At 48.1% G+C, this 23,694-nt stretch carries 3 protein-coding genes; all 3 read left to right on the top strand.

Translation table 11 applies throughout. From position 1 onward, the window contains the following. Positions 1 to 54 precede the first annotated feature (54 nt). The 3 genes from ACQSGY_RS12685 to ACQSGY_RS12675 all read left to right on the top strand — a co-directional run bounded on the left by ACQSGY_RS12685 (position 55) and on the right by ACQSGY_RS12675 (position 23,680). A complete protein-coding gene (locus ACQSGY_RS12685) occupies positions 55 to 6,951 on the top strand; it encodes an amino acid adenylation domain-containing protein (protein ID WP_427052135.1) in 6,897 nt (2,298 codons plus the stop codon). Positions 6,952 to 7,022: 71 nt separating this feature from the next. Further along, entirely contained in the window at positions 7,023 to 16,061 is a 9,039-nt protein-coding gene (locus ACQSGY_RS12680; RefSeq protein ID WP_427052222.1) for an amino acid adenylation domain-containing protein, read from the top strand. A gap of 47 nt (positions 16,062 to 16,108) precedes the next feature. Further along, on the top strand, positions 16,109 to 23,680 hold the full coding sequence (locus tag ACQSGY_RS12675; RefSeq protein WP_427052134.1) for an amino acid adenylation domain-containing protein: 7,572 nt from the start codon (positions 16,109 to 16,111) through the stop codon (positions 23,678 to 23,680). Positions 23,681 to 23,694: the final 14 nt, after the last annotated feature.

The raw sequence follows: 23,694 nt of genomic DNA, 5'->3' as shown, positions 1-23,694 counted from the left end.
GCTTGCAGCAAACAGGAGGACAGGATGATACAGGGGAAGAGAAGGGAGCAAAAGATGCTTAAGAAAATTCATGGGGAAGCGACTCAGATTCCAGTATTTACTTCAGAATCACATACTCCGGGCGCAATTAAGAGTTGTCGTGGAAATTTGGAGCCCATTGTTATCAATCGTCTGCAAGCTGCGGCTAATGAACTCCACACGGAGCCATCATCTGTATTGCTTGCTGCATGGGGAATATTGTTAAGCGCTTATAACCATGTTGACGAAGTGCTCTTCGGCACATTATTAAAAGGAAACACCCTACCGATAGCAGTTACCGTTAACTCGGAGGACGGTGTGGCTGATTTCATTGTACATACCAATACAGCGTACCTTGCCGCTTTGGAAAGTACAGGCTCTCAGGTGGGAGAGCATTCCGTGCGGGAGCATTGGTCTACACGTTTTAATCATATGGTTATGTTTGATGATGCAGTCATAAGCGATCATTATGATCTTGTGTTTAAAATGAATGAGGATAGCGGGCAGCTCATGATGATATTCAAGGAAGCGCGGTTTCAAGGAGAATTTATTACCCGTATGATGCATCACTTTATAGCGATTGTTGAACAGATCAGCGAGCAGCAAGAGATATGTTTGGGAGAGATTGAACTGGTTACGGAAGAAGAAAGAAAGCAACTGCTGGAGGAGTTTAATCGGACGGATCAAAGCTACTTCAGGGAGGACACACTGCAGCAGCAATTCGAGCGTCAGGCAAGCGAGCATCCTGGAAGGACAGCACTGGTGTTTGAGGACATAGAACTGACCTATAAAGAGCTCAATGAGCGAGCGAATCAATTCGCGCATTATCTGCGGTCGTGTGGAGTAGGGCGAGAGACTTTTGTAGGTATTCTGGCCGATCGCTCGGTGGCGATGGTCATTGGTGTGTTTGGTGTATTGAAGGCAGGGGGGGCGTACGTGCCGCTCGATCCCTCTTATCCCGAGGAGCGAATTGCCTACATGCTGGAGGACAGCGGAGCAGCATATATGCTCGTGCAGCAAGGGTTGAAGCCGCCGGCAACCTATAGGGGAAGGGTCATTCCACTGGATGAAGGAGAGTGGAAGGAAGAGGAGCGAAGCAACCCCGTGCAAGTGAATGGGGCGGAGGATCTGGCCTATATGATCTACACGTCAGGCTCTACAGGTCAGCCCAAAGGCGTGATGATTGAACATCGGGGAGTTAGCAACTTCTGTCTCATTGCTCCAACATACGGAATTGTGCCCGAGAGTCATGTGCTGCAGTTCTCGTCCTTCAGCTTCGATTCATCGGTAGGTGAAATTTTCCCGACACTGCTGAACGGAGCCACTCTATACATGGCAAGGAAAGAATTGTTGCTGAGCGGAGCGGGCTTTACCGCATGGCTGAAGGCGAATCGAATTGCCTCAGTGGTTTTCCCGCCATCGGTTCTGCGCGCACTACCCTATGAGGAACTTCCGGATTTAACAACGATTATTACAGCAGGTGAAGCATGCTCACCGGATTTGGTCCGGATGTGGGGACGAGGTCGCACCTTCCTGAATGCGTATGGACCTACAGAGGCAACAGTAGGCAGTACGGTGGGGATCTGCACAGAGGAGATGGAGAATCCGCCGATTGGCAGGCCGATTGCGAACAAAAAAATCTATATTGTGAATGGACAAGGAAAGTTGCAGCCGATCGGGGTGCCGGGAGAGCTGTGCATCGGAGGAGACGGTCTGGCCCGAGGGTATTGGGGGAAGGAAGAACTGACGTTGGAGAAGTTCGTGCCCAACCCGTATGCGCAAGGGGAACGAATGTACCGAACTGGAGATTTGGCCTGCTGGTTGCCTGATGGAACCATAGAATATATCGGACGAATAGATGATCAAGTGAAGATCCGTGGCCACCGGATTGAACCAGGGGAAGTAGCACGAGTGCTGCTGGAGCATGGAGCGGTAAGCGAATCGACCGTAGTAGCCTATACGGACGGGGAGGGACGAAGCATCCTGTGCGCGTACGTAGTGCCCCGGCGGGAATGGACAGCGCATGAGCTGCGGGAGCATATTCGCAGCAGGCTGCCGGACTATATGGTGCCATCATCCTTTATGGAGGTGAAGCAAATACCGCTTACGCCAAACGGCAAGGTGGACAAAAAAGCTCTACCGGAGCCCCGTATGGGCAGACAAATGGAGGCGGACTATGTAGCACCGACGAATGAAGTGGAGCGGGCACTTGCTGAAATCTGGCAGCAGGTGCTGCAGGTAGAGCAGGTCGGTATTCACGACCGTTTTATAGAGCTTGGCGGCGATTCTTTGAAAGCTTCCATGCTGCTTACTCGATTACAGCAGGAATTTGGTGTTGAAATTTCGTTTAGAGTTTTATTTGAGTTACCGACAGTTGAAGCCATGGCTCTACATATCAGTGGTTTAAATTCTGCTGTTCCTACGTTGCTTGAGGCGGTAGAAAAACAGCCTCATTACCCTGCTTCATCTATGCAGACAAGGCTGTATGCTATCGAGCAGACTCAAAATGTTGGTTCAGCTTATCATCTGCCAGCGGCGACGATAATAACAGGACAACTTGATAAGGATGCTCTGCAAAAAGCGATTAACGCATTGCTGATGAGGCATGAGAGTCTGCGCACTTCATTCCATTTTATAGACGGACAGCTTGTGCAAAAAGTACATGACCTCACAGAACTGCCATTAATCTGTTGGGATGCAGAGGATGAAAAGGAAGCAGACAGACTGATTCAACTATTTACTGCTCCATTCGATCTTGGAGAAGCACCGTTATTTCGAGTTGGGCTGATCCGGCTGCTTGATACACCTAATGAGTTGATGGAGCGTCATATTTTGATTACTGACATGCATCACATCATAGGTGACGGCACGACTCAACATATTTTGAATGAGGAGTTGAGCCTGCTCTATCAAGGTAAGCATTTGAGTCTCCCTGCCGTGCAGTATAAGGATTATGCGATTTGGGAGAACAAGAGTAGAGGGCAACGAAGATGGCGTAATCAGGAGGAATACTGGCTCGGGCAGCTTGATCGGGAACCTGCCGTACTCGAGCTCGCCACAGATTACCCTCGACCTCCCATTCAGCAATTCAAAGGGGACAAGCTTCTTTTCAAGATCAGTCCGGATCTGACGGTCAGGTTGAAACAACTCGCCGCAGAAGAAGGCGCTACACTATACATGCTGCTCCTTGCTTGTTATCAGATCATGTTGTCCCGCTATACTGAACAAGAAGATATTATCGTTGGAGCGCCTGTAATGAGGAGACCACGCATCGAATTTGAGAGCGTTTGTGGAATGTTCGTCAATACGTTAGTCATGCGTGGAAGAACGAGCAAGTACCTCTCATTCACACAATTTTTGCAGGATGTAAAAACAAGCGTGCTTGATGGCTACGAGCATGGCGACTTCCCGCTTGAAGAGATTATTGGTCGCCTTGGTTATCATCGGAATCCAGATCGCAATCCGATATTTGATACCATGTTCGCCATGCAAAATTTTGATCTGTCTACTATTGAATTACCGAATCTCGATACAAGCCCCTATCCAATTGGCTGTACTGCATCCCTGTTCGATATGACATGGGAAGCATTGGATGGAGAAGCGCTGCAGTTTACGGTTGAATATAATACGGTTCTTTACAAAAAGACAACAATTGAGCGGATGTGCCGGCATTTTGAACATGTTTTAAACCAGATCAGCGAGCAGCAAGAGATATGTTTGGGAGAGATTGAACTGGTTACGGAAGAAGAAAGAAAGCAACTGCTGGAGGAGTTTAATCGGACGGATCAAAGCTACTTCAGGGAGGACACACTGCAGCAGCAATTCGAGCGTCAGGCAAGCGAGCATCCTGGAAGGACAGCACTGGTGTTTGAGGACATAGAACTGACCTATAAAGAGCTCAATGAGCGAGCGAATCAATTCGCGCATTATCTGCGGTCGTGTGGAGTAGGGCGAGAGACTTTTGTAGGTATTCTGGCCGATCGCTCGGTGGCGATGGTCATTGGTGTGTTTGGTGTATTGAAGGCAGGGGGGGCGTACGTGCCGCTCGATCCCTCTTATCCCGAGGAGCGAATTGCCTACATGCTGGAGGACAGCGGAGCAGCATATATGCTCGTGCAGCAAGGGTTGAAGCCGCCGGCAACCTATAGGGGAAGGGTCATTCCACTGGATGAAGGAGAGTGGAAGGAAGAGGAGCGAAGCAACCCCGTGCAAGTGAATGGGGCGGAGGATCTGGCCTATATGATCTACACGTCAGGCTCTACAGGTCAGCCCAAAGGCGTGATGATTGAACATCGGGGAGTTAGCAACTTCTGTCTCATTGCTCCAACATACGGAATTGTGCCCGAGAGTCATGTGCTGCAGTTCTCGTCCTTCAGCTTCGATTCATCGGTAGGTGAAATTTTCCCGACACTGCTGAACGGAGCCACTCTATACATGGCAAGGAAAGAATTGTTGCTGAGCGGAGCGGGCTTTACCGCATGGCTGAAGGCGAATCGAATTGCCTCAGTGGTTTTCCCGCCATCGGTTCTGCGCGCACTACCCTATGAGGAACTTCCGGATTTAACAACGATTATTACAGCAGGTGAAGCATGCTCACCGGATTTGGTCCGGATGTGGGGACGAGGTCGCACCTTCCTGAATGCGTATGGACCTACAGAGGCAACAGTAGGCAGTACGGTGGGGATCTGCACAGAGGAGATGGAGAATCCGCCGATTGGCAGGCCGATTGCGAACAAAAAAATCTATATTGTGAATGGACAAGGAAAGTTGCAGCCGATCGGGGTGCCGGGAGAGCTGTGCATCGGAGGAGACGGTCTGGCCCGAGGGTATTGGGGGAAGGAAGAACTGACGTTGGAGAAGTTCGTGCCCAACCCGTATGCGCAAGGGGAACGAATGTACCGAACTGGAGATTTGGCCTGCTGGTTGCCTGATGGAACCATAGAATATATCGGACGAATAGATGATCAAGTGAAGATCCGTGGCCACCGGATTGAACCAGGGGAAGTAGCACGAGTGCTGCTGGAGCATGGAGCGGTAAGCGAATCGACCGTAGTAGCCTATACGGACGGGGAGGGACGAAGCATCCTGTGCGCGTACGTAGTGCCCCGGCGGGAATGGACAGCGCATGAGCTGCGGGAGCATATTCGCAGCAGGCTGCCGGACTATATGGTGCCATCATCCTTTATGGAGGTGAAGCAAATACCGCTTACGCCAAACGGCAAGGTGGACAAAAAAGCTCTACCGGAGCCCCGTATGGGCAGACAAATGGAGGCGGACTATGTAGCACCGACGAATGAAGTGGAGCGGGCACTTGCTGAAATCTGGCAGCAGGTGCTGCAGGTAGAGCAGGTCGGTATTCACGACCGTTTTATAGAGCTTGGCGGCGATTCTATCAAAGCTATTCAGGTATCAGCACGAGTACATCAAAGACAACTGCGGATGGAAGTAAGTGATTTGTTACGTTATTCCACTATTGCAGAACTTGCCCCTCATTTGAAGGCGGATGCGTCGCAGATTGAACAGGGAGTCGTAGAGGGCGAGGTTCCATTTCTCCCGATTCAGCACTGGTTTTTGGAGCAGCAGATTCCTGATGCCCACCATTGGAACCAAGCAATGATGCTATTTCGTTCGGAGGGCTGGATATTTGAGGCAGTCAGAGAGGTCTTTGCGGCGCTGTTTGTTCATCATGATGCGCTCAGAATAGCTTTTTTACAAGATGGACAGTCGATCGTGCAAGTGGTGAGGGGAATTGGGGTAGAATGCCCGGTTTATAAGTACGACTACCGATCATCTATACGTTTTTTGGAGGAAATAGAAACAGAAGCTAATCGGCTTCAGCGCAGCATAGATCTGGAGAACGGCCCACTTGTAATCCCAGCAATATTTCAGACAAGTCAGGGAGATTATCTGCTTATTATTGTTCACCATCTAATTATCGACGGGGTTTCTTGGAGAGTTTTACTTGAGGATTTGGAGAATGGTTATAAACAAGCATTACGATGCGAGCCCATCCGGTTTCCTTTGAAGACGATGTCGTATCAGGCTTGGAGCAGGGAACTTCAAGATTATGCAAACAGCAAGGCAATGCGCAAAGAAGCGCTGTACTGGAATGAAGTAGATTGCCAAACTGTTAATCCGCTCCCTGTGGACCTGAAACCAATGCTCCCCTATATGCGCCGTGATGCGATTGAGGCGAATATGACGTTAACAGATGAATATACAGAATTGCTGCTAACAGAAGCGAATCGACCTTATCGGTCGGAGCCTGTACATCTTCTGCTTGCTGCTCTTATGCTGGCCATCCGTGAATGGAGTGGTGAGGAGCGGATCGCTGTCAGTCTGGAAGGTCATGGCCGGGAATCCATTATCGATGGCAGTAATCTGGGGCGGACGATTGGCTGGTTTACATCCATTTTTCCAGCTATATTTCATCTCCAATCTAGCGAGTTAGGGGATGCTGTAAAATCGATCAAGGAAACGATGCGTGGCATTCCTAACAAAGGCGTTGGCTACGGCATTCTGAAGTATTTAACAGCTGTCCAGCATAAGGAAGCGATGTCCTTCAAACTGAAGCCCTCGATCAGCTTTAATTATCTGGGTGTATTTGACCAAGAGGGGGGGCACGGATTTGGCAGCTCTAGTGTTCCACTTGGAGAGCTGTTCAGTCCTTCTACACCGATTAATCATGTGCTGGAAGTAAACTGTATCGTACTTGCGGGACAACTTCATCTGAGTATAGGATACTGCAGGCATAGCTATGATTCGGCCAAAATTGAAACTATTCTAAGTCGCTTTCAAGCATATCTGATCTCTATCATCTCTCATTGCATGGCGCAGAAGGAACAAGAGCATACACTTAGCGACTTTAGCGCCACTAAGTTAACTGTCGAAGGCCTGGACGATATTTTGTTGGAATTGAACAATTTGACCTAGGCTGGGACAGCTCATTTCCAATATTGTGAAAGAGGTGTGCTTACGTGCTGAACAAGAAAAACATAAAAAATATGTATGAATTGTCTCCTCTACAAAAAGGGATGCTGTTTCACTACATGAAAGATGAAGGAAGCGGTGCTTATTTTGAACAAATGACCCTGCTCATTGACGGAGCAATTGATCCGACCTGCCTGGAGGAAAGCCTTAATGGTTTGATTCTAAAATATGACAGCCTGCGAACCAATTTCATCTACAGGCAATCAACTGAACCGATGCAATTAGTGTGGAAACAAAGGACGGCTAGTATTCATTATGAGGATATTATTCACCTAACCCCAGAGGATCAACAACATTATATAAAGAACTTCCAGCTACGAGATCGTCAAACAGGCTTTGATCTGTCTCGCGACTTGCTCATTCGTTTTTCGTTGCTAAAGACAGCTGCGAACAAGATGGTGCTTATTTGGAGTCATCACCATATTTTAATGGATGGGTGGTGCTTCGGCATATTATTTCAGGATTTGCTGGAATTTTACCAGCAAAGCTTGCTTGGGCAGTCCTTGAGGATTGGAACGGAGGTTCCTTATAGTCGCTATATTGAGTGGCTTGCCAGTCAGGAGGAGGAGGAAGCTGCTTCATTCTGGGCTAACTATTTAACAGGCTTCGACCAGATGACAGGAATTCCAGCTCGACTTGCATCCGAAGGCAAAGAAGGGGGAATGCCTACAAGTCAAGGGCAACTTTCCTTCACTTGGAATACCGAGGCAACTCTCTCATTAAGTCGTCTGGCTAGCCGTCTTAACGTTACACTAAATACTGTCTTCCAAGCCTTATGGGGGATACTGCTGATGCGATATAACAATAGTGATGAAGCAGTGTTCGGTACAGTGGTATCAGGCAGACCGGCAGCGATACAGGGAATTGAGACGATGGTTGGGTTATTCATCAATTCTGTTCCGGTTCGGATTGGCTCTAAGGATAGAACTTTTGAAGATTTGGTGGTAGGAATACAGCAGGATGCGATGGCTTCGGGTAGATACGATTATCTGTCTCTATCTAGTATTCAGAAGCAAGCAAGCGTGTCCGGTCTTTTGTTTGATCATGTGATAGTGTTCGAGAATTATCCACTTGATGAGCTAATGATGGATAGAACGAAACAACTGGGATTTGTTATAAACGAGTTGGATGTTTATGAGCAAACTAATTATCCGCTACATGTTCTTGTGATGCCGGGACGAGAAATGACTGTGAAGCTTACTTATGACCCCGCTGCTTATGAGCACGAGACAATGAATAATATTAGCCGTCATCTTACTCATCTAATGGAACAAGTTATCCAATGTTCAAATATTCTTGTTGAAGAACTAGAGATTATAACCGCAGTAGAACAGAAGCAACTTTTGGCATTGGGGAGTCGGATTACTGAATATTCTAAGGGAAGCACTATTCAGGAACTGTTTGAACAACAGGCAGACCGCACTCCTGAGAATACAGCGTTGTGTTACGGGAATGAGCATCTTACCTATCGCCAGTTGAACGAGCGGGCCAATCAATTAGCGAACTACATGTTAAAACGAGGGGTTCAACGATCAAGCCTTATTGGTATCGCAATGGAACGCTCCATTGATCTCTATGTCGGCCTACTTGCTATTTTGAAGACGGGGGCAACGTATGTCCCTATCGATGCCAGCTATCCCCAAGAACGGATCGCATACATGCTGGACGATGCGGGCCTATCACATATACTCGCCCATCAGCATACCACTGGGATGCTGCCAGTTGAGGAGCAGAGCATTCTTTGTGTTGATGACGAGCGAGAAGGAATAGAAGCTGAAGAAAGTTTTAGTCCTCTACACGCATGTAGTGCGCAAGATATAGCTTATGTGATGTATACGTCCGGGTCCACAGGCATGCCTAAAGGAGTGAGTGTCACGCATCGTGGGGTCGTCCGGCTCGTCCAAAACAATGACTATGCGATATTTGATGAAAGCCGGGTATTTTTGCAGTTGGCACCGGTTGCGTTTGATGCATCCACTTTCGAAATCTGGGGCAGTTTGCTTAACGGAGGCTGTCTTGCCATTATGCCTCCGGGAACACCAACGGTAGAACAGATTGCTCAAGCTATACGAGATTATCAGGTAACAACTCTATGGCTTACGTCTGGACTGTTCAACATTGTTGTAGATCATCAGTTGGAGGCACTGTGCGGTGTCCAGCAATTACTGGTGGGCGGCGATGTCTTGTCCGTGCCGCATGTCCGTAAGGTGCTAGAGTTGGGTGATATTGAAGTTATTAACGGGTACGGTCCAACTGAGAATACAACCTTTACGTGCTGTTACAGCATCCCGCCCGAATGGGAAGGAACAAATATCCCGATTGGTCGTCCCATTATGAATACAAATGTTTATGTGCTTGATTCCCGGATGAAGGCGGTACCTCCAGGGATTCCCGGTGAGTTATACATCGGTGGGGACGGACTTGCCCAAGGATATTTCGGTCGTGCCGATTTAACGCAGGAACGTTTCGTAACCGCTCCGGAGGGAATAGGAGATTCACGACTTTATCGGACCGGCGATTTGGTTCGCTTCTTGCCTGATGGAAACCTCATTTTTATGGGTCGACTGGATAATCAGGTCAAAATTCGTGGTTATCGTATCGAACCTGGTGAGATTGAGATAGTTCTGAGTCGAAACCCATCCGTTAAGGAAGCAGTCATTCACGTGACCGACAGCAAGCAGCTGGTTGCTTATATTGTACCTGAACATAAGCTTGCTCATCAGGATGCAACAGAGTGGCGCCGCTACTTGCAAGACATGCTCCCTGAGTATATGGTCCCTTCAATTTTTATGATTATGGACTCATTACCACTTAATCCGAACGGTAAAGTAGATCGGAAAAGCTTGCCCGAGCCAATCCAGCCAGCAGTAAACCATAATGAAGCTGTGGAGTTCCTGTCGGAGGTGGAGGAGCAACTGGCCGCTGTATGGAAAGAAGTGCTCGGGCTTGAACGGCTGAGTGTCCATGATAACTTCTTCGAATTGGGTGGCGATTCGATTATGGCCATTCAGATCGCAGCCAGACTTAACCGAAAGAAGTATAAGCTTCATATGCAGGACTTATTTCAAAACCCAACTATTGCTGGTCTGGCTCCGCATATTGAAATGTCACAATCTGAAGAGAGTCAGGTGGAGGTTACGGGTGAGGTTGAATGCACCCCGATTCAGCATTGGTTTTTTGAGCAAAATATGGAGTCCCCGGACCATTGGAACCAGGCGATGCTACTCCCTAGGAAGGAAGGCTGGAACCTTGCGGTAGTGCATAAAAGTCTAGAAAAGCTTTTGGTTCACCATGACGCCCTTCGTATGAAATTTGTTGTAGAGAAAAACGACGGGCAGGTAGTGAGGAAACAGATTAATCAGGCGATCAAGGATGTAAAACCTTATCTTAGACATATCGATCTGACAGAGGAGAAGGATGATTCGCTTGTTCTTGAACAAATGAAGGCTGAAGCAAATCGTTTGCAGGGAAGCCTGAATCTCGCAGACGGACGGCTTATAGGTGCAGCACTTTTTGATACGTATTCCTCTAGTTTCCTTTTGCTTGTAATTCATCATTTAGTAGTGGATGGGGTATCCTGGCGGATCCTGCTTGAGGACTTCGAGACTGTCTATGATCAGGCGATAGCCAACAGGGTGTTAACTCTGCCACCCAAAACGACTTCCTTTCAGGTATGGTCTGACAAACTGCATGCTTATGCCGAAAGTAAATTAGCCAAGCAGGAGCTAGCTTACTGGCAGGAGGTTTGCGGTACTGTCATCCAGCCGCTCCCTGCAGATTTTGAAGGGACAACAGACTGTCTTTACCGTGACTATGCTCTAGTGACTGCCAATCTTGACACCAGCCTGACAAACTCTTTGCTCACCGAGGTACATCACACCTATCACACGGAGATCAATGATATTCTGCTTGCAGCCCTGTCGCTGGCACTGAAAGAATGGACAGGACAGGATAGACTAGCGTTACATATGGAAGGGCATGGACGGGAAACGGTGATGGATGGGGTTGATCTAAGTCGTACTGTAGGTTGGTTTACATCCATGTATCCCGTGATTTTAGCCAATGAACCGGATGAAGGGATGGCTGAAACAATCCAATCGGTGAAGGAAAATCTTAGACGTATCCCCCACAAAGGGGTCGGATATGGTATTCTTCGTTACTTGTCGGTAGCGGGACAAGAGTTGCCTGACTTTATGCCTGAGATCAGTTTTAACTATCTGGGGAAATTTGATTCGGAGCAAGCATCAGGTTTTGTTCATGCCGAGCTACCGCTCGGGGATTTGGTCAGTCCCCTTTCTCGGATGTCACATCAATTGGAAATCAATGCAATGGTTATAAATGGGCAATTCGAAATTCAGTTTGGATATAACAGCCAACGTTTTCATAACGATACAATTAATAGTCTTGTAGAGTGTTATATCAATCAACTGCAAGTATGCGTTGATCATTGCAAATCCGCGAAGGAGACGTGGACGCCGAGTGATTATGGGCTGAAAAACTTGGCCTTAAAAGAACTTGCTATCATTTCTTCTCTATACTCGCAACCAGAGATTGCTGCACTTCGTTATCTGTCTCCTATGCAGGAAGGCATGTTTTTTCATCAATTGAGAAATAAGGAGAGTCGGGCTTACTTTGAACAGATTGATTTTTCACTGGAGGGCGAAGTTAATCCTAACCATCTCGAAGAAAGTGTGAATGGACTCATTGCTCAATATGATATATTCCGCACTGTATTTCTATATGAGAGATTGTCACGGCCTGTGCAAGTAGTACTGAAGGAACGTCGTGCAGTTATCAAGATTATAGATAGTACAAGGTTTGATGAACATGAGCAAGAGGAATTCATTGAGCATTTGAAAGCAGAGGATCGGTTATTAGGCTTTGATCTATCACGTGATGTGCTTCTTCGATTCACTCTGGTTAAGCAGCGTGGGAATCGATACCGACTCATCTGGAGCTTTCACCACATCTTAATGGATGGCTGGTGTCTTGGCATCGTACTCAACAAGTTATTTGAGTTGTATCAACAGCGGAAAAGTTCTCAGGCACTTGTTATGGAACATGTTCCGTCATATGGGCAGTATCTAAGCTGGCTGGAGCAGCAAGACAGTGTTGAAGCAAGACAATTTTGGAAAAATTATCTGCACGGTATTGAGCAAATGACCAGTATTCCTCAGCAAGGGTTGCAGGCAGACGAGTCTCCTTTCGAGCCGGCTGAGGTTGAATGGAGACTGGACTCAAAATTAACTGCGGAACTCACTGCTTTGGCGAGGAGCAACAAGGTTACTCTAAATACGGTGTTTCGCACGGTATGGGGAATTCTGCTTCAAAAATACAATCGCACGGAGGATGTAGTATTTGGCAGTGTGGTGTCTGGCAGACCTCCCACCCTGGCTGGAGTAGAATCCATGGTAGGACTGTTCATCAACACAGTTCCTGTTCGTATTCGAAGCGGGGGGCATGACACATTTAGTGAACTGATTCGCAGGGTACAGGAGACAGGTGCCTCCGCTGAACCTTACACGCATCTGAGTTTATCCGAAATTCAGGCGCTATCGTTGCTGCCAGGGGGATTGTTTGATCATATCGTTGCATTTGAGAACTATCCGCTGGACAAGGCGTCGATTGAAGCGCACAGCAGAGGACTTGGCTTTGTGATCACAGATTCGAGCACGTTCAGCCAGACCAACTATGATTTGAATGTGCTGGTATTGCCTGGTGATGAATTAACTGTGAAAGTAAGCTTTAACAAGTCCGTTTTCACAGAGACATGGGTAGGCCAGTTATTACAGCATCTACAGACACTGTTTTACCAGGCAGCAGGTCATCCGGAATGGCCTATTAGTCAGTTTGCACTTGTAACTTTGGAGGAGAAGCGACAACTGCTAGAGGAATTCAACCCTCCTTCGGAGCCTTATCCTCGGAATAAGGCAATTCATCAATTATTTGAAGAGCAGGTCTTACTTGTGCCGAACCGTCCTGCAATTGTTTGCAACAAAAATGTTATAACGTATCAACAGCTTGATGAGCGTGCCAACCGACTAGCACATCTGTTGCTTCAAAAGGGAGTCGCTTGCTCGGATATTGTGGGTATTATCGCAAAGCCTGGAGTGGATATGATTGTCGGGGTTCTAGGGGTGCTCAAGGCTTCAGGAGCATTTCTGCCTATCGATCCTTCTTACCCGCCAGATCGCATTGCGTATATGCTGGAAGATAGCGGCACACGGGTGCTTCTTGTGCAATCCGAATTAGAAGTTCCGCCAGGCTACACTGACGAAGTTATAGTATTAGACCGGGAAGATACATTTGAAGATAAGAGCAGCTTATCTCCACAAGTTCCGGTTGAATCGAAAGATTTGGCCTATATCATCTATACATCAGGTTCCACAGGTCGTCCTAAGGGGGTCATGGTTGAACACCGTTCTCTCGTAAATCTGGCAACCTGGCACAATCGTACTTTTGAAGTAACCCAAGAAGACAGAAGCACAAAATATGCGGGATTTGGATTTGACGCCTCAGTATGGGAAATGTTCCCTTATTTTATTGCTGGAGCAGCGTTATATATTATCCCGGATGAAATTCGCTACGATATTGTAGAGCTGAATCGTTACTATGAAGAACATAGGATTACAGTCAGCTTTTTGCCTACACAGCTTGCCGAGCAATTTATGGAACTGGACAACACTTCGCTGCGTCTGTTACTCATTGGTGGTGATCGTGCGCATCGTGTTCGCAACAGGCATTATCGTATTGTCAATAATTATGGTCCGACTGAGAATACAGTCGTTGCAACAAGCTATAGCATTGAAAGATTTGATGAAAGTCCACCGATCGGTAAACCGATTGCTAATAATCGGATTTATATTGTAGACCATCATAATCAGCTGCAACCGATAGGTGTTCCAGGGGAACTATGTATTGCGGGTGAAGGTCTGGCACGTGGATATCTGAACCAGCCTGAACGTACCCGGGACAGTTTCGTTCAAGATCTGGCGGAACCGGGTGAGCGGATGTACAGAACGGGCGATCTTGCTTGTTGGCGGGCAGATGGGGCAATCGATTACATCGGCCGAATTGATCAGCAAGTAAAAATCAGGGGGCATCGGATTGAATTAGGAGAGATCGAGCATCAGCTCATTCAATTGCAAGGTGTAAGAGAAGCTGCGGTCATCGCTCAAGCTGATCAGAGAGGCCATTCCGCGTTGTGCGCTTATATCGTTGCGGGGACTGAGCTGGATATGTCAGCAGTTAGAACGTCGATTGAAGCCATTCTACCCAGTTTTATGATTCCAGCCCAATTCATTAGGTTGGATGTATTGCCTATGACAGCTAACGGTAAGCTGGATCGTAGGGCACTACCTGCACCAGAACTGACCAACACAGAAAATTACGCTCTACCTGAAACGCAGGTTGAACATATACTGGTCAGCGTTTGGAAGGAAGTACTTGATCGTGAGGAGATTGGTGTACATGATCATTTCTTCGAATCAGGGGGGGATTCGATTAAAGCGATTCAGGTTGCAGCAAGGCTGCTTAATGATGATCTGAAGCTTGAGGTGGGACAGTTGTTCCGTCATCCGACCATTCGCCAAGTAGCTCCGTATATCAAGCCTTTGCACATTACAGCAGAGCAAGGAACGGTAGAGGGAGAGGTATGTCTGACCCCGATTCAGCATTGGTTCTTCGAACAGCAGTTTGCACAGCCGAATCACTGGAACCAAGAAATGATACTGCACCGTCAGGAAGGTTACCATCCCGAGGCTGTTCAGTCTACCTTTGAGTACCTCATGGCTCATCATGATGCTCTTCGGATGAGCTATATACAGAGTGCCGAAGAGGTCAAGCAGGTCAATGAAGGACTATCCAGGACGAAGCTAGAGCTCCAAATTTTCGAACTGGCACAACGGGGAGATGAGCGAACCATGATGCAGGAGGAGTCCAATCGTCTACACCGATCCCTTGATCTTCAACAGGGGCCTCTCGTCAGACTGGGTCTATTCCGTACATCAGAGGGTGAATATCTGCTCATCATTATTCATCATCTCGTAGTTGACGCGCTGTCATGGCGAATTCTAATTGATGATTTTGAACGTGTGTATGATGAATTAATTGCTGGGAAATCACCATCGCTTCCGACGAAAACAACCTCTTATCGTGAATGGGCAACAAGGCTGACCAACTACGCAAACAGCGAGGAGCTGCTGAGGGATATCCCTTACTGGTCTGGGGTAACCGGCCAATCCTACCCTTTGCTTCCAGCCGATATAGAGGGTTCGAGGACATATCATGCAGCAGACAGTGGGACCGTTACGTTGGAACTCACGATAAGGGAAACGACGTTTCTGCTAACTGAAGCCCATCAGGCTTATAAGACGGAGATTAACGATTTGTTATTAACCGCTTTGGCACTTACTATCGGCGAATGGGTCGGACAGAACAAGATAGCCCTGGATCTGGAGGCGCATGGACGAGAGGAATTGTTTGACGATATTGACATTACTCGCACAATTGGATGGTTTACATCCGTATATCCTGTTGTCCTGCATCTTCCTTCCAACAAGGAGGATTTATCACAAGCGATCAAGCAGGTTAAAGAGACACTGCGGCAGATTCCAAATAAGGGAATCGGGTTTGGTGTATTGAAGTATTTAACTTCTGAGAAAAAGAAGGAAGGGTTACACCTCCAACAAACACCGGAAATTAGCTTTAACTATTTGGGACAATTTTCAAAAGGTCAGGATGAAGGCTTGGGCTCGTCTGCATGGTTGACGGGGGAAGCTGCGAGTCCAACGACTACATGTTCTTATGCTCTTCTGATCAACGGCATGGTTAAGCAGGGCAAGTTGCTCCTGACGTTTGGGTATAATCGCAATCGGCATCATGAATCAACGATCAAGCTGTTGGCTGAGAGATATGCATACTATCTTCGAGTAATTATTGAGTATTGCATCCAACAAAAAGTGACGGAGTTGACACCGAGCGACTATTCGGCTAACTCGCTTTCGTTTGAGGAATTGGATGATATATTTGATGTTTTAAGAGAAAAAGTCTAGTATTCGTTCACTGTAACGTCAAAACAATAAGTCTTGGGGTGATAGGAATGTTTAGAAAGCAAGATATTCAAGATGTATATGAGCTATCCCCGCTACAGCAAGGTATGCTGTTTCATTATTTACATGATGAAGGAAGTCAGTCCTATTTTGAACAGATTGATTTTTCTCTTGAAGGAGTCGTGCAGCATGCAGCATTGGAGGAAAGCTTTCAGCAGTTGATTCAGAAATATGAGGTGTTCCGTACCGTCTTCGTCTATGAAAAGGTTAAACAGCCTGTTCAGGTTGTATTAAAGGAGAGAACAGCAGGCATTCCTTTTGTAGACTTGACTGGCGAACGGGATATTGAAATGAAGATTGAACAATTCAAACAGCAGGAGCGCTTGAGAGGGTTTGACCTGGCGAGCGAGTTGCCGATTCGTTTTGTCTTGTATAAAACAGGAGAAAGACGTTACCGTCTCATTTGGAGCTTCCACCATATTATTATGGACGGCTGGTGTTTGGGTATTGTGTTAAACGATTTCTTCGCCATGTACAGGAATCGGGTAAAAGGACAATTATATGAGGTGAAAGGGGCGGCTCCCCCATATAGTGAGTACATCCGTTGGCTGGCAAAACAGAGCCCGGTCACGGCCCAGGATTACTGGCATTCTTATCTGTCGGGATTTGAACAGCCATCGGAGCTTCCGCTGAAGCGGCCAACAGACGCAAAAACTGGTTATAAGATGCAGGATATGGTGCGTCATCTCGGTCTTAATATCACCACTGGGCTGAGTGAACTGGCAAAGCGTTATCAAGTGACACTGAATACGGTGCTTCAGGCTGCGTGGGGTGTTCTCTTGCAACGTTATAATAATACCAGTGATGCTGTATTCGGTACCATTGTCTCGGGCAGACCTGCTGCTATTCCAAACGTTGAACAAATTGTAGGTTTATTTATTAATACAGTGCCCGTGCGGGTACAATGCTCTCCGAATGATAACTTCGCCGCGTTGCTGGAGAAGCTTCAACTCGCAGCAGTAGAATCTGAGCCCTTCAGCTACATGTCGTTGGCGGACATTCAAGCAGGCACTTCCTGCTCTAAGGCATTATTCAGTCATCTGTTAGCTTTTGAAAATTACCCGTTCGAACCTGATTCGGCTAAGGGGCACGAGGAAGATGATAGTTTTACCATTGTGGATGCCCACACCTTCGAGCAGACAAATTATGACTTCAACTTACTTGTGCTGCCTGGTCGTGACATCGTGTTAAAGTGCACCTTCAATGCAGTTGCTTTTGATTATGAACATATTGAAACCGTGTTGAAACAGTTCGCCTCGATTTTAGAGCAGGTCATCGACCAGCCGGAGCAAGCCATTGGTATGCTGGATCTCCCAGTGGAGGAAAGGGAGGAATTACTCGAGGTACTGAATCGCACGGAATGTGAATATCCTCGGAACAGTATGCTGCACGAGCTGTTCGAGCAGCAGGCCGCACTGTGGCCGGAGCAAACCGCGCTCGTGCAGGGAGAAAAGAAGATTAGCTACGAAGAACTGAATACCCATGCGAACAGACTGGCACGCCGGCTTGAGGAAGCAGGCGTGAAGCCGGGGGATCGGGTTGGGGTATGTCTGGAACGTGCAACGGTTCTGTACTCCAGTCTGCTGGCTGTACTGAAGGCAGGAGCGGCGTATGTGCCGATCGATCCGGAATATCCGGCAGAGCGAATCTCATATATGCTGAAGGACAGTGACGTTCGGATACTGCTGACGACAGAGGAACTTGGGCGACGCATGCATGCGTATATGGCTGGAATTGAATGTGTGAACGTGGAGGAAGAGAAGATCAGGGAGTTGGATGGAACGAATCTGACTCCGCGAGGCACCTCTGAGGACATAGCCTATGTCATGTATACCTCGGGCTCCACAGGGCAACCGAAGGGGATACTGACAACGCATCGCAATGTGGTGCGAACGGTCATTAATAACGGGTATTTGAGCATGTATCCCGAGGACAGGTTGCTGCAGTTGTCCAATCCAGCGTTTGACGGATCGACCTTCGAAATATATGGGGCGCTGCTCCATGGTGCCAGATTGGTAGTAATCCCGCAGGAAACGGTGCTGGATGCTCGTGAATTGTCATCGGTCATCCGCGAGGAAGGCATCACGGTGACATTCATGACAACGGCCCTGTTCAATGCGCTGGTGGAGTCAGAGCTGTCATGCCTGAAGCAGCTGCGGAAGATCCTGTTTGGGGGCGAGAAGGCATCGATTAAACATGTGAGGAAAGCTGTGGAGCAGCTGGGAGAAGGCAAGCTCCTGCATGTATACGGTCCGACAGAGACAACGGTGTTTGCGACCTCCTATGAGGTAGACGAGGCAGCATTGCGGGGAGGAAGTGTACCGATTGGCCGTCCAATCGGGAATACAACGACGTATGTGCTGAATGCCGAGATGAAACTCGTGCCCAAGGGAGTGCCAGGCGAATTGTATATCGGTGGTGAGGGGGTATCACAAGCGTATCTGAATCGTCCCGAGCTGACGACGGAGCGATATGTGGAGAATCCATTCCGAAGCGGGGAGCGTCTGTACCGTACAGGAGACCTGGTGCGCTGGCTGCCAGAGGGTCATCTGGAATTTATCGACCGACTGGATAATCAGGTGAAAATCCGTGGATTCCGAATTGAACTGGGAGAGGTGGAGGCTGCAATCAGCAGCCATCCTGAGGTAAAGGAAGTCATCGTGCATGTGACCGAAGACCGCAGGCTGGTGGCATACATTGTGGTGGAGCACGAAGTGCAGGGAGTTGCAGCGAAGGTAAGGGCAGCGATGAAAGAGCAACTGCCATCATATATGATTCCATCGGCGATCATAGAACTGCCTGCTTTTCCATTGAACGCAAACGGAAAGGTGGACCGCAGGGCACTGCCAGCACCTTCCGAGATGATGCAGGAGCGCGGTGGATATGAGGCACCATCTACGCCACTGGAGAAGGAATTGGCCCATGTGTGGCAGGAGGTTCTGCAATTAGATCAGGTTGGGGTTCATGATCATTTCTTTGAGCGGGGAGGACATTCGTTGAAGGCCATGATGCTTGTCTCCCGCATCATGAAGCAGCTCCAGCTACAGATTTCGGTTAGAACTGTGTTTGCAAAACCTATTCTCGGCGAGATGGCATCATATTTAGAGAAGGTGGCTTCAAGCGGGCAGGAGAAGTTCATTGAGCGGGTCGCTCCGCGCCCCTACTATCCTGTTACTTCTGTTCAAAAGCGATTATATGCTCTCCAATTACTGGATGGCGTTCATACTGCTTATAACATTCCTCTTATGCTTCGAATCAAAGGCAAGGTGGATGTTATTCGACTAGAAGAAGCGTTTAAAGCTCTGATTCAGCGGCATGAATCGTTGCGGACAGCCTTCCAGCTGGTGGAGGGAGAGCTTATGCAACATATTGCAGAGACGGCAGCTTTTCGATTGGAGCTTCTTGAAGCCGAGAATCATCATGAGGTAGAGAGCTTCGCCGCAAAGTTCATCCAACCGTTTGATTTGGCTCAAGCCCCGCTATTTCGCTCCACTCTCGTTTTTGCTGGGGAAGAGGAGCAGCTGTTGTTAATTGATATGCACCATATTATTTCTGATGGTGTTTCGATGGGGGTGATGATTCAGGAGCTTTCAGAGCTGTATCAGGGGAGGGAGCTGCCAGCATTGCTGCTGCAGGTCAAGGATTATGCAGTTTGGGAAGAACGCTTCCGCCAATCGGAAGCGTTCCATACTCAGAAAACCTACTGGCTGAACCAGTTTAACAGGGAGATTCCTCGATTAGAGCTGCCAACGGATTTCGTTCGGCCTGCGATCCAATCATTTGAGGGAGAATTGCATGAACACATGCTTAGCAAAGAGCTTAGTCAAAAGCTTCGCGAACTAGCGGCAGAGAAAGGTGTCACTTTGTTTACGACCCTGCTCGCAGCCTATTATACACTGTTGTACCATTATAGCGGCGAATCGGACATTGTAGTTGGCACAACTGTTGCAGGACGTTCATCCGCTGAACTGGAGCCGGTAATCGGAATGTTTGTGCGGACCCTAGCCATTCGTGCATCGGCGTCACCGCATGAAACGTTTGAACACTTCCTGTTGGCGGTACATCAGCACATGTTAGATGTTTATGAGAATGATGATTATCCGCTGGATCAGTTAATCGAGAGTCTGGGTGAACGAAGAGATATAAGCCGCAATCCTCTCTTTGACACCATGTTTGTATTGCAAAATATGGATATGTCTGAATTTGCAATTCCCGGATTGACCATCACCCAAGAGCCGTACAAATGGCAAAGTTCCAGGGTGGACATGAGTTGGACAGTGACAGACGGATTGCAATTGCGCATCATGGTGGAGTACTGTACCGCTTTATTCAAGCAGGACACTGTATCTCGTATGATACAGCAGTTCATCTACTTGTTAGAGCAAATTACATCTAATCCCAATCGACTGTTGGGGGAAATTTCTCTCCTGTCTGCCAAGGAGAGCGAAGAATTACTGGAGGTACTAAATCGCACGGAATGTGAATATCCTCGGAACAGTATGCTGCACGAGCTGTTCGAGCAGCAGGCCGCACTGTGGCCGGAGCAAACCGCGCTCGTGCAGGGAGAAAAGAAGATTAGCTACGAAGAACTGAATACCCATGCGAACAGACTGGCACGCCGGCTTGAGGAAGCAGGCGTGAAGCCGGGGGATCGGGTTGGGGTATGTCTGGAACGTGCAACGGTTCTGTACTCCAGTCTGCTGGCTGTACTGAAGGCAGGAGCGGCGTATGTGCCGATCGATCCGGAATATCCGGCAGAGCGAATCTCATATATGCTGAAGGACAGTGACGTTCGGATACTGCTGACGACAGAGGAACTTGGGCGACGCATGCATGCGTATATGGCTGGAATTGAATGTGTGAACGTGGAGGAAGAGAAGATCAGGGAGTTGGATGGAACGAATCTGACTCCGCGAGGCACCTCTGAGGACATAGCCTATGTCATGTATACCTCGGGCTCCACAGGGCAACCGAAGGGGATACTGACAACGCATCGCAATGTGGTGCGAACGGTCATTAATAACGGGTATTTGAGCATGTATCCCGAGGACAGGTTGCTGCAGTTGTCCAATCCAGCGTTTGACGGATCGACCTTCGAAATATATGGGGCGCTGCTCCATGGTGCCAGATTGGTAGTAATCCCGCAGGAAACGGTGCTGGATGCTCGTGAATTGTCATCGGTCATCCGCGAGGAAGGCATCACGGTGACATTCATGACAACGGCCCTGTTCAATGCGCTGGTGGAGTCAGAGCTGTCATGCCTGAAGCAGCTGCGGAAGATCCTGTTTGGGGGCGAGAAGGCATCGATTAAACATGTGAGGAAAGCTGTGGAGCAGCTGGGAGAAGGCAAGCTCCTGCATGTATACGGTCCGACAGAGACAACGGTGTTTGCGACCTCCTATGAGGTAGACGAGGCAGCATTGCGGGGAGGAAGTGTACCGATTGGCCGTCCAATCGGGAATACAACGACGTATGTGCTGAATGCCGAGATGAAACTCGTGCCCAAGGGAGTGCCAGGCGAATTGTATATCGGTGGTGAGGGGGTATCACAAGCGTATCTGAATCGTCCCGAGCTGACGACGGAGCGATATGTGGAGAATCCATTCCGAAGCGGGGAGCGTCTGTACCGTACAGGAGACCTGGTGCGCTGGCTGCCAGAGGGTCATCTGGAATTTATCGACCGACTGGATAATCAGGTGAAAATCCGTGGATTCCGAATTGAACTGGGAGAGGTGGAGGCTGCAATCAGCAGCCATCCTGAGGTAAAGGAAGTCATCGTGCATGTGACCGAAGACCGCAGGCTGGTGGCATACATTGTGGTGGAGCACGAAGTGCAGGGAGTTGCAGCGAAGGTAAGGGCAGCGATGAAAGAGCAACTGCCATCATATATGATTCCATCGGCGATCATAGAACTGCCTGCTTTTCCATTGAACGCAAACGGAAAGGTGGACCGCAGGGCACTGCCAGCACCTTCCGAGATGATGCAGGAGCGCGGTGGATATGAGGCACCATCTACGCCACTGGAGAAGGAATTGGCCCATGTGTGGCAAGAGGTTCTGCAATTAGATCAGGTTGGGGTTCATGATCATTTCTTTGAAATTGGTGGTGATTCGATCAAAGGAATGCAGGTCATTGCTAAGCTAGCTCATAATCAATGGAAATTATCCATGAAACAGTTATATTTGTACCCAACGATCAGTCAGCTTTCATTATGCTTGGAAGTATTGCCGAGCAGCACCTCGCATACAGTAGTCGGTGAGATTCCGTTGACCCCGATTCAGCACTGGTTGTTTGAGACTTCGTTTGACGTCATTCATGACATGCATATTAATATTGTTCTGGAAAATAAATCGGGCTGGGAAACGGAAGCTGTGCAGCAGGCTGTGGGGAAAATCGTGGAGCATCATGATGCGTTGCGAATCGTTTTCAGACAAGAAGAACAACGTATATGCCAGTGGAATCGCGAGATCGCAGAAGAGGGACTGTATTCTTTCCAAACTGTAGACATGACCCGGACGAAGGATGCCGTATCTAAAATGACCGAACACGTCCACCGGGTTAATGCTGGGACCGATCTTACACAAGGGCCATTGCTCAAGGCAGCGATGTTTTTAACAGATGAAACGGAATATGTAGTTCTTTCGATTCATCATCTTGTGATGGATGATATCTCGGCCAATATTTTGATGGAGGATTTTATAGTTGCCTACGATCAGGCAAAGTCCGGCGAGGAGTTGAAGCTTCCTCCGAAGACGGCATCTTATCAGCAGTGGAGCCGGGGATTAACTGAATATGCTAATTCCGAGGCATTTCTCCACCAGCTGCCTTACTGGTTGAAGCTTGAACAGACAAAGATCAAGCCTCTGCCCAAAGACAAAGAAGGGAACACTCTCTGTAGTCTGCAGGATATGGATGTTGTTCTTCACTCCTGGTCCCGGGAGGATTCAAATCGCTTATTCAGTTACATAGATCGAGACAGCCGAGCTGACGCTTTTCAAGTTATGCTGTGTGCGTTAGGGCTCGCTGTACGGTCGTGGAACGGAGCAGAGCATGTTCTTGTCAATCTAGAGAGGCATGGTCGCGAAGATATATTGGACGGTCTTGACGTGACAAGAACGGTCGGGTGGTTTAATGCGCATTCGCCATTCGTTATTCCGGTAGCCAATGCCAACTGGCAGCAAACTCTGGAGCAAGTCAAAAAGGACATGGCTGCCGTTCCTAATAAAGGCGTTGGACACAGTATACTCAAATATCTCACTTCGCCAGAGCTTAAGCGTGGCTTGATACATCAGCAGCCGGAGATCAGCTTTAATTATCATGGCAAAGTGAATGAAGGAGTGAAAGAGGGAATTATACAAAGCGTAGAGACGATCGGCAATTCGTTCAGTTCCCAATTTTCAATACCTTTTTCGCTATATGTGAATATCATCGTGCTTCAGGGGCGGCTGCATATTAGGTTCGGCTACAATCAAAATGTGTTCCACAGAGAGACGATAGAGCAGCTAATCACAAAATACAGTCAAATATTAGAAGATTTAGTAGCCGGCGGTGTGTTGAAATAGGCAATATCATATGT

It is taken from the genome of Paenibacillus sp. TC-CSREp1 (assembly GCF_050171015.1).
Taxonomy (GTDB): Bacteria; Bacillota; Bacilli; order Paenibacillales; family Paenibacillaceae; genus Paenibacillus; species Paenibacillus silvae.
Note: the sequence above shows the minus strand (reverse complement) of the source record. Positions and strands in the feature narration are given on the sequence as shown.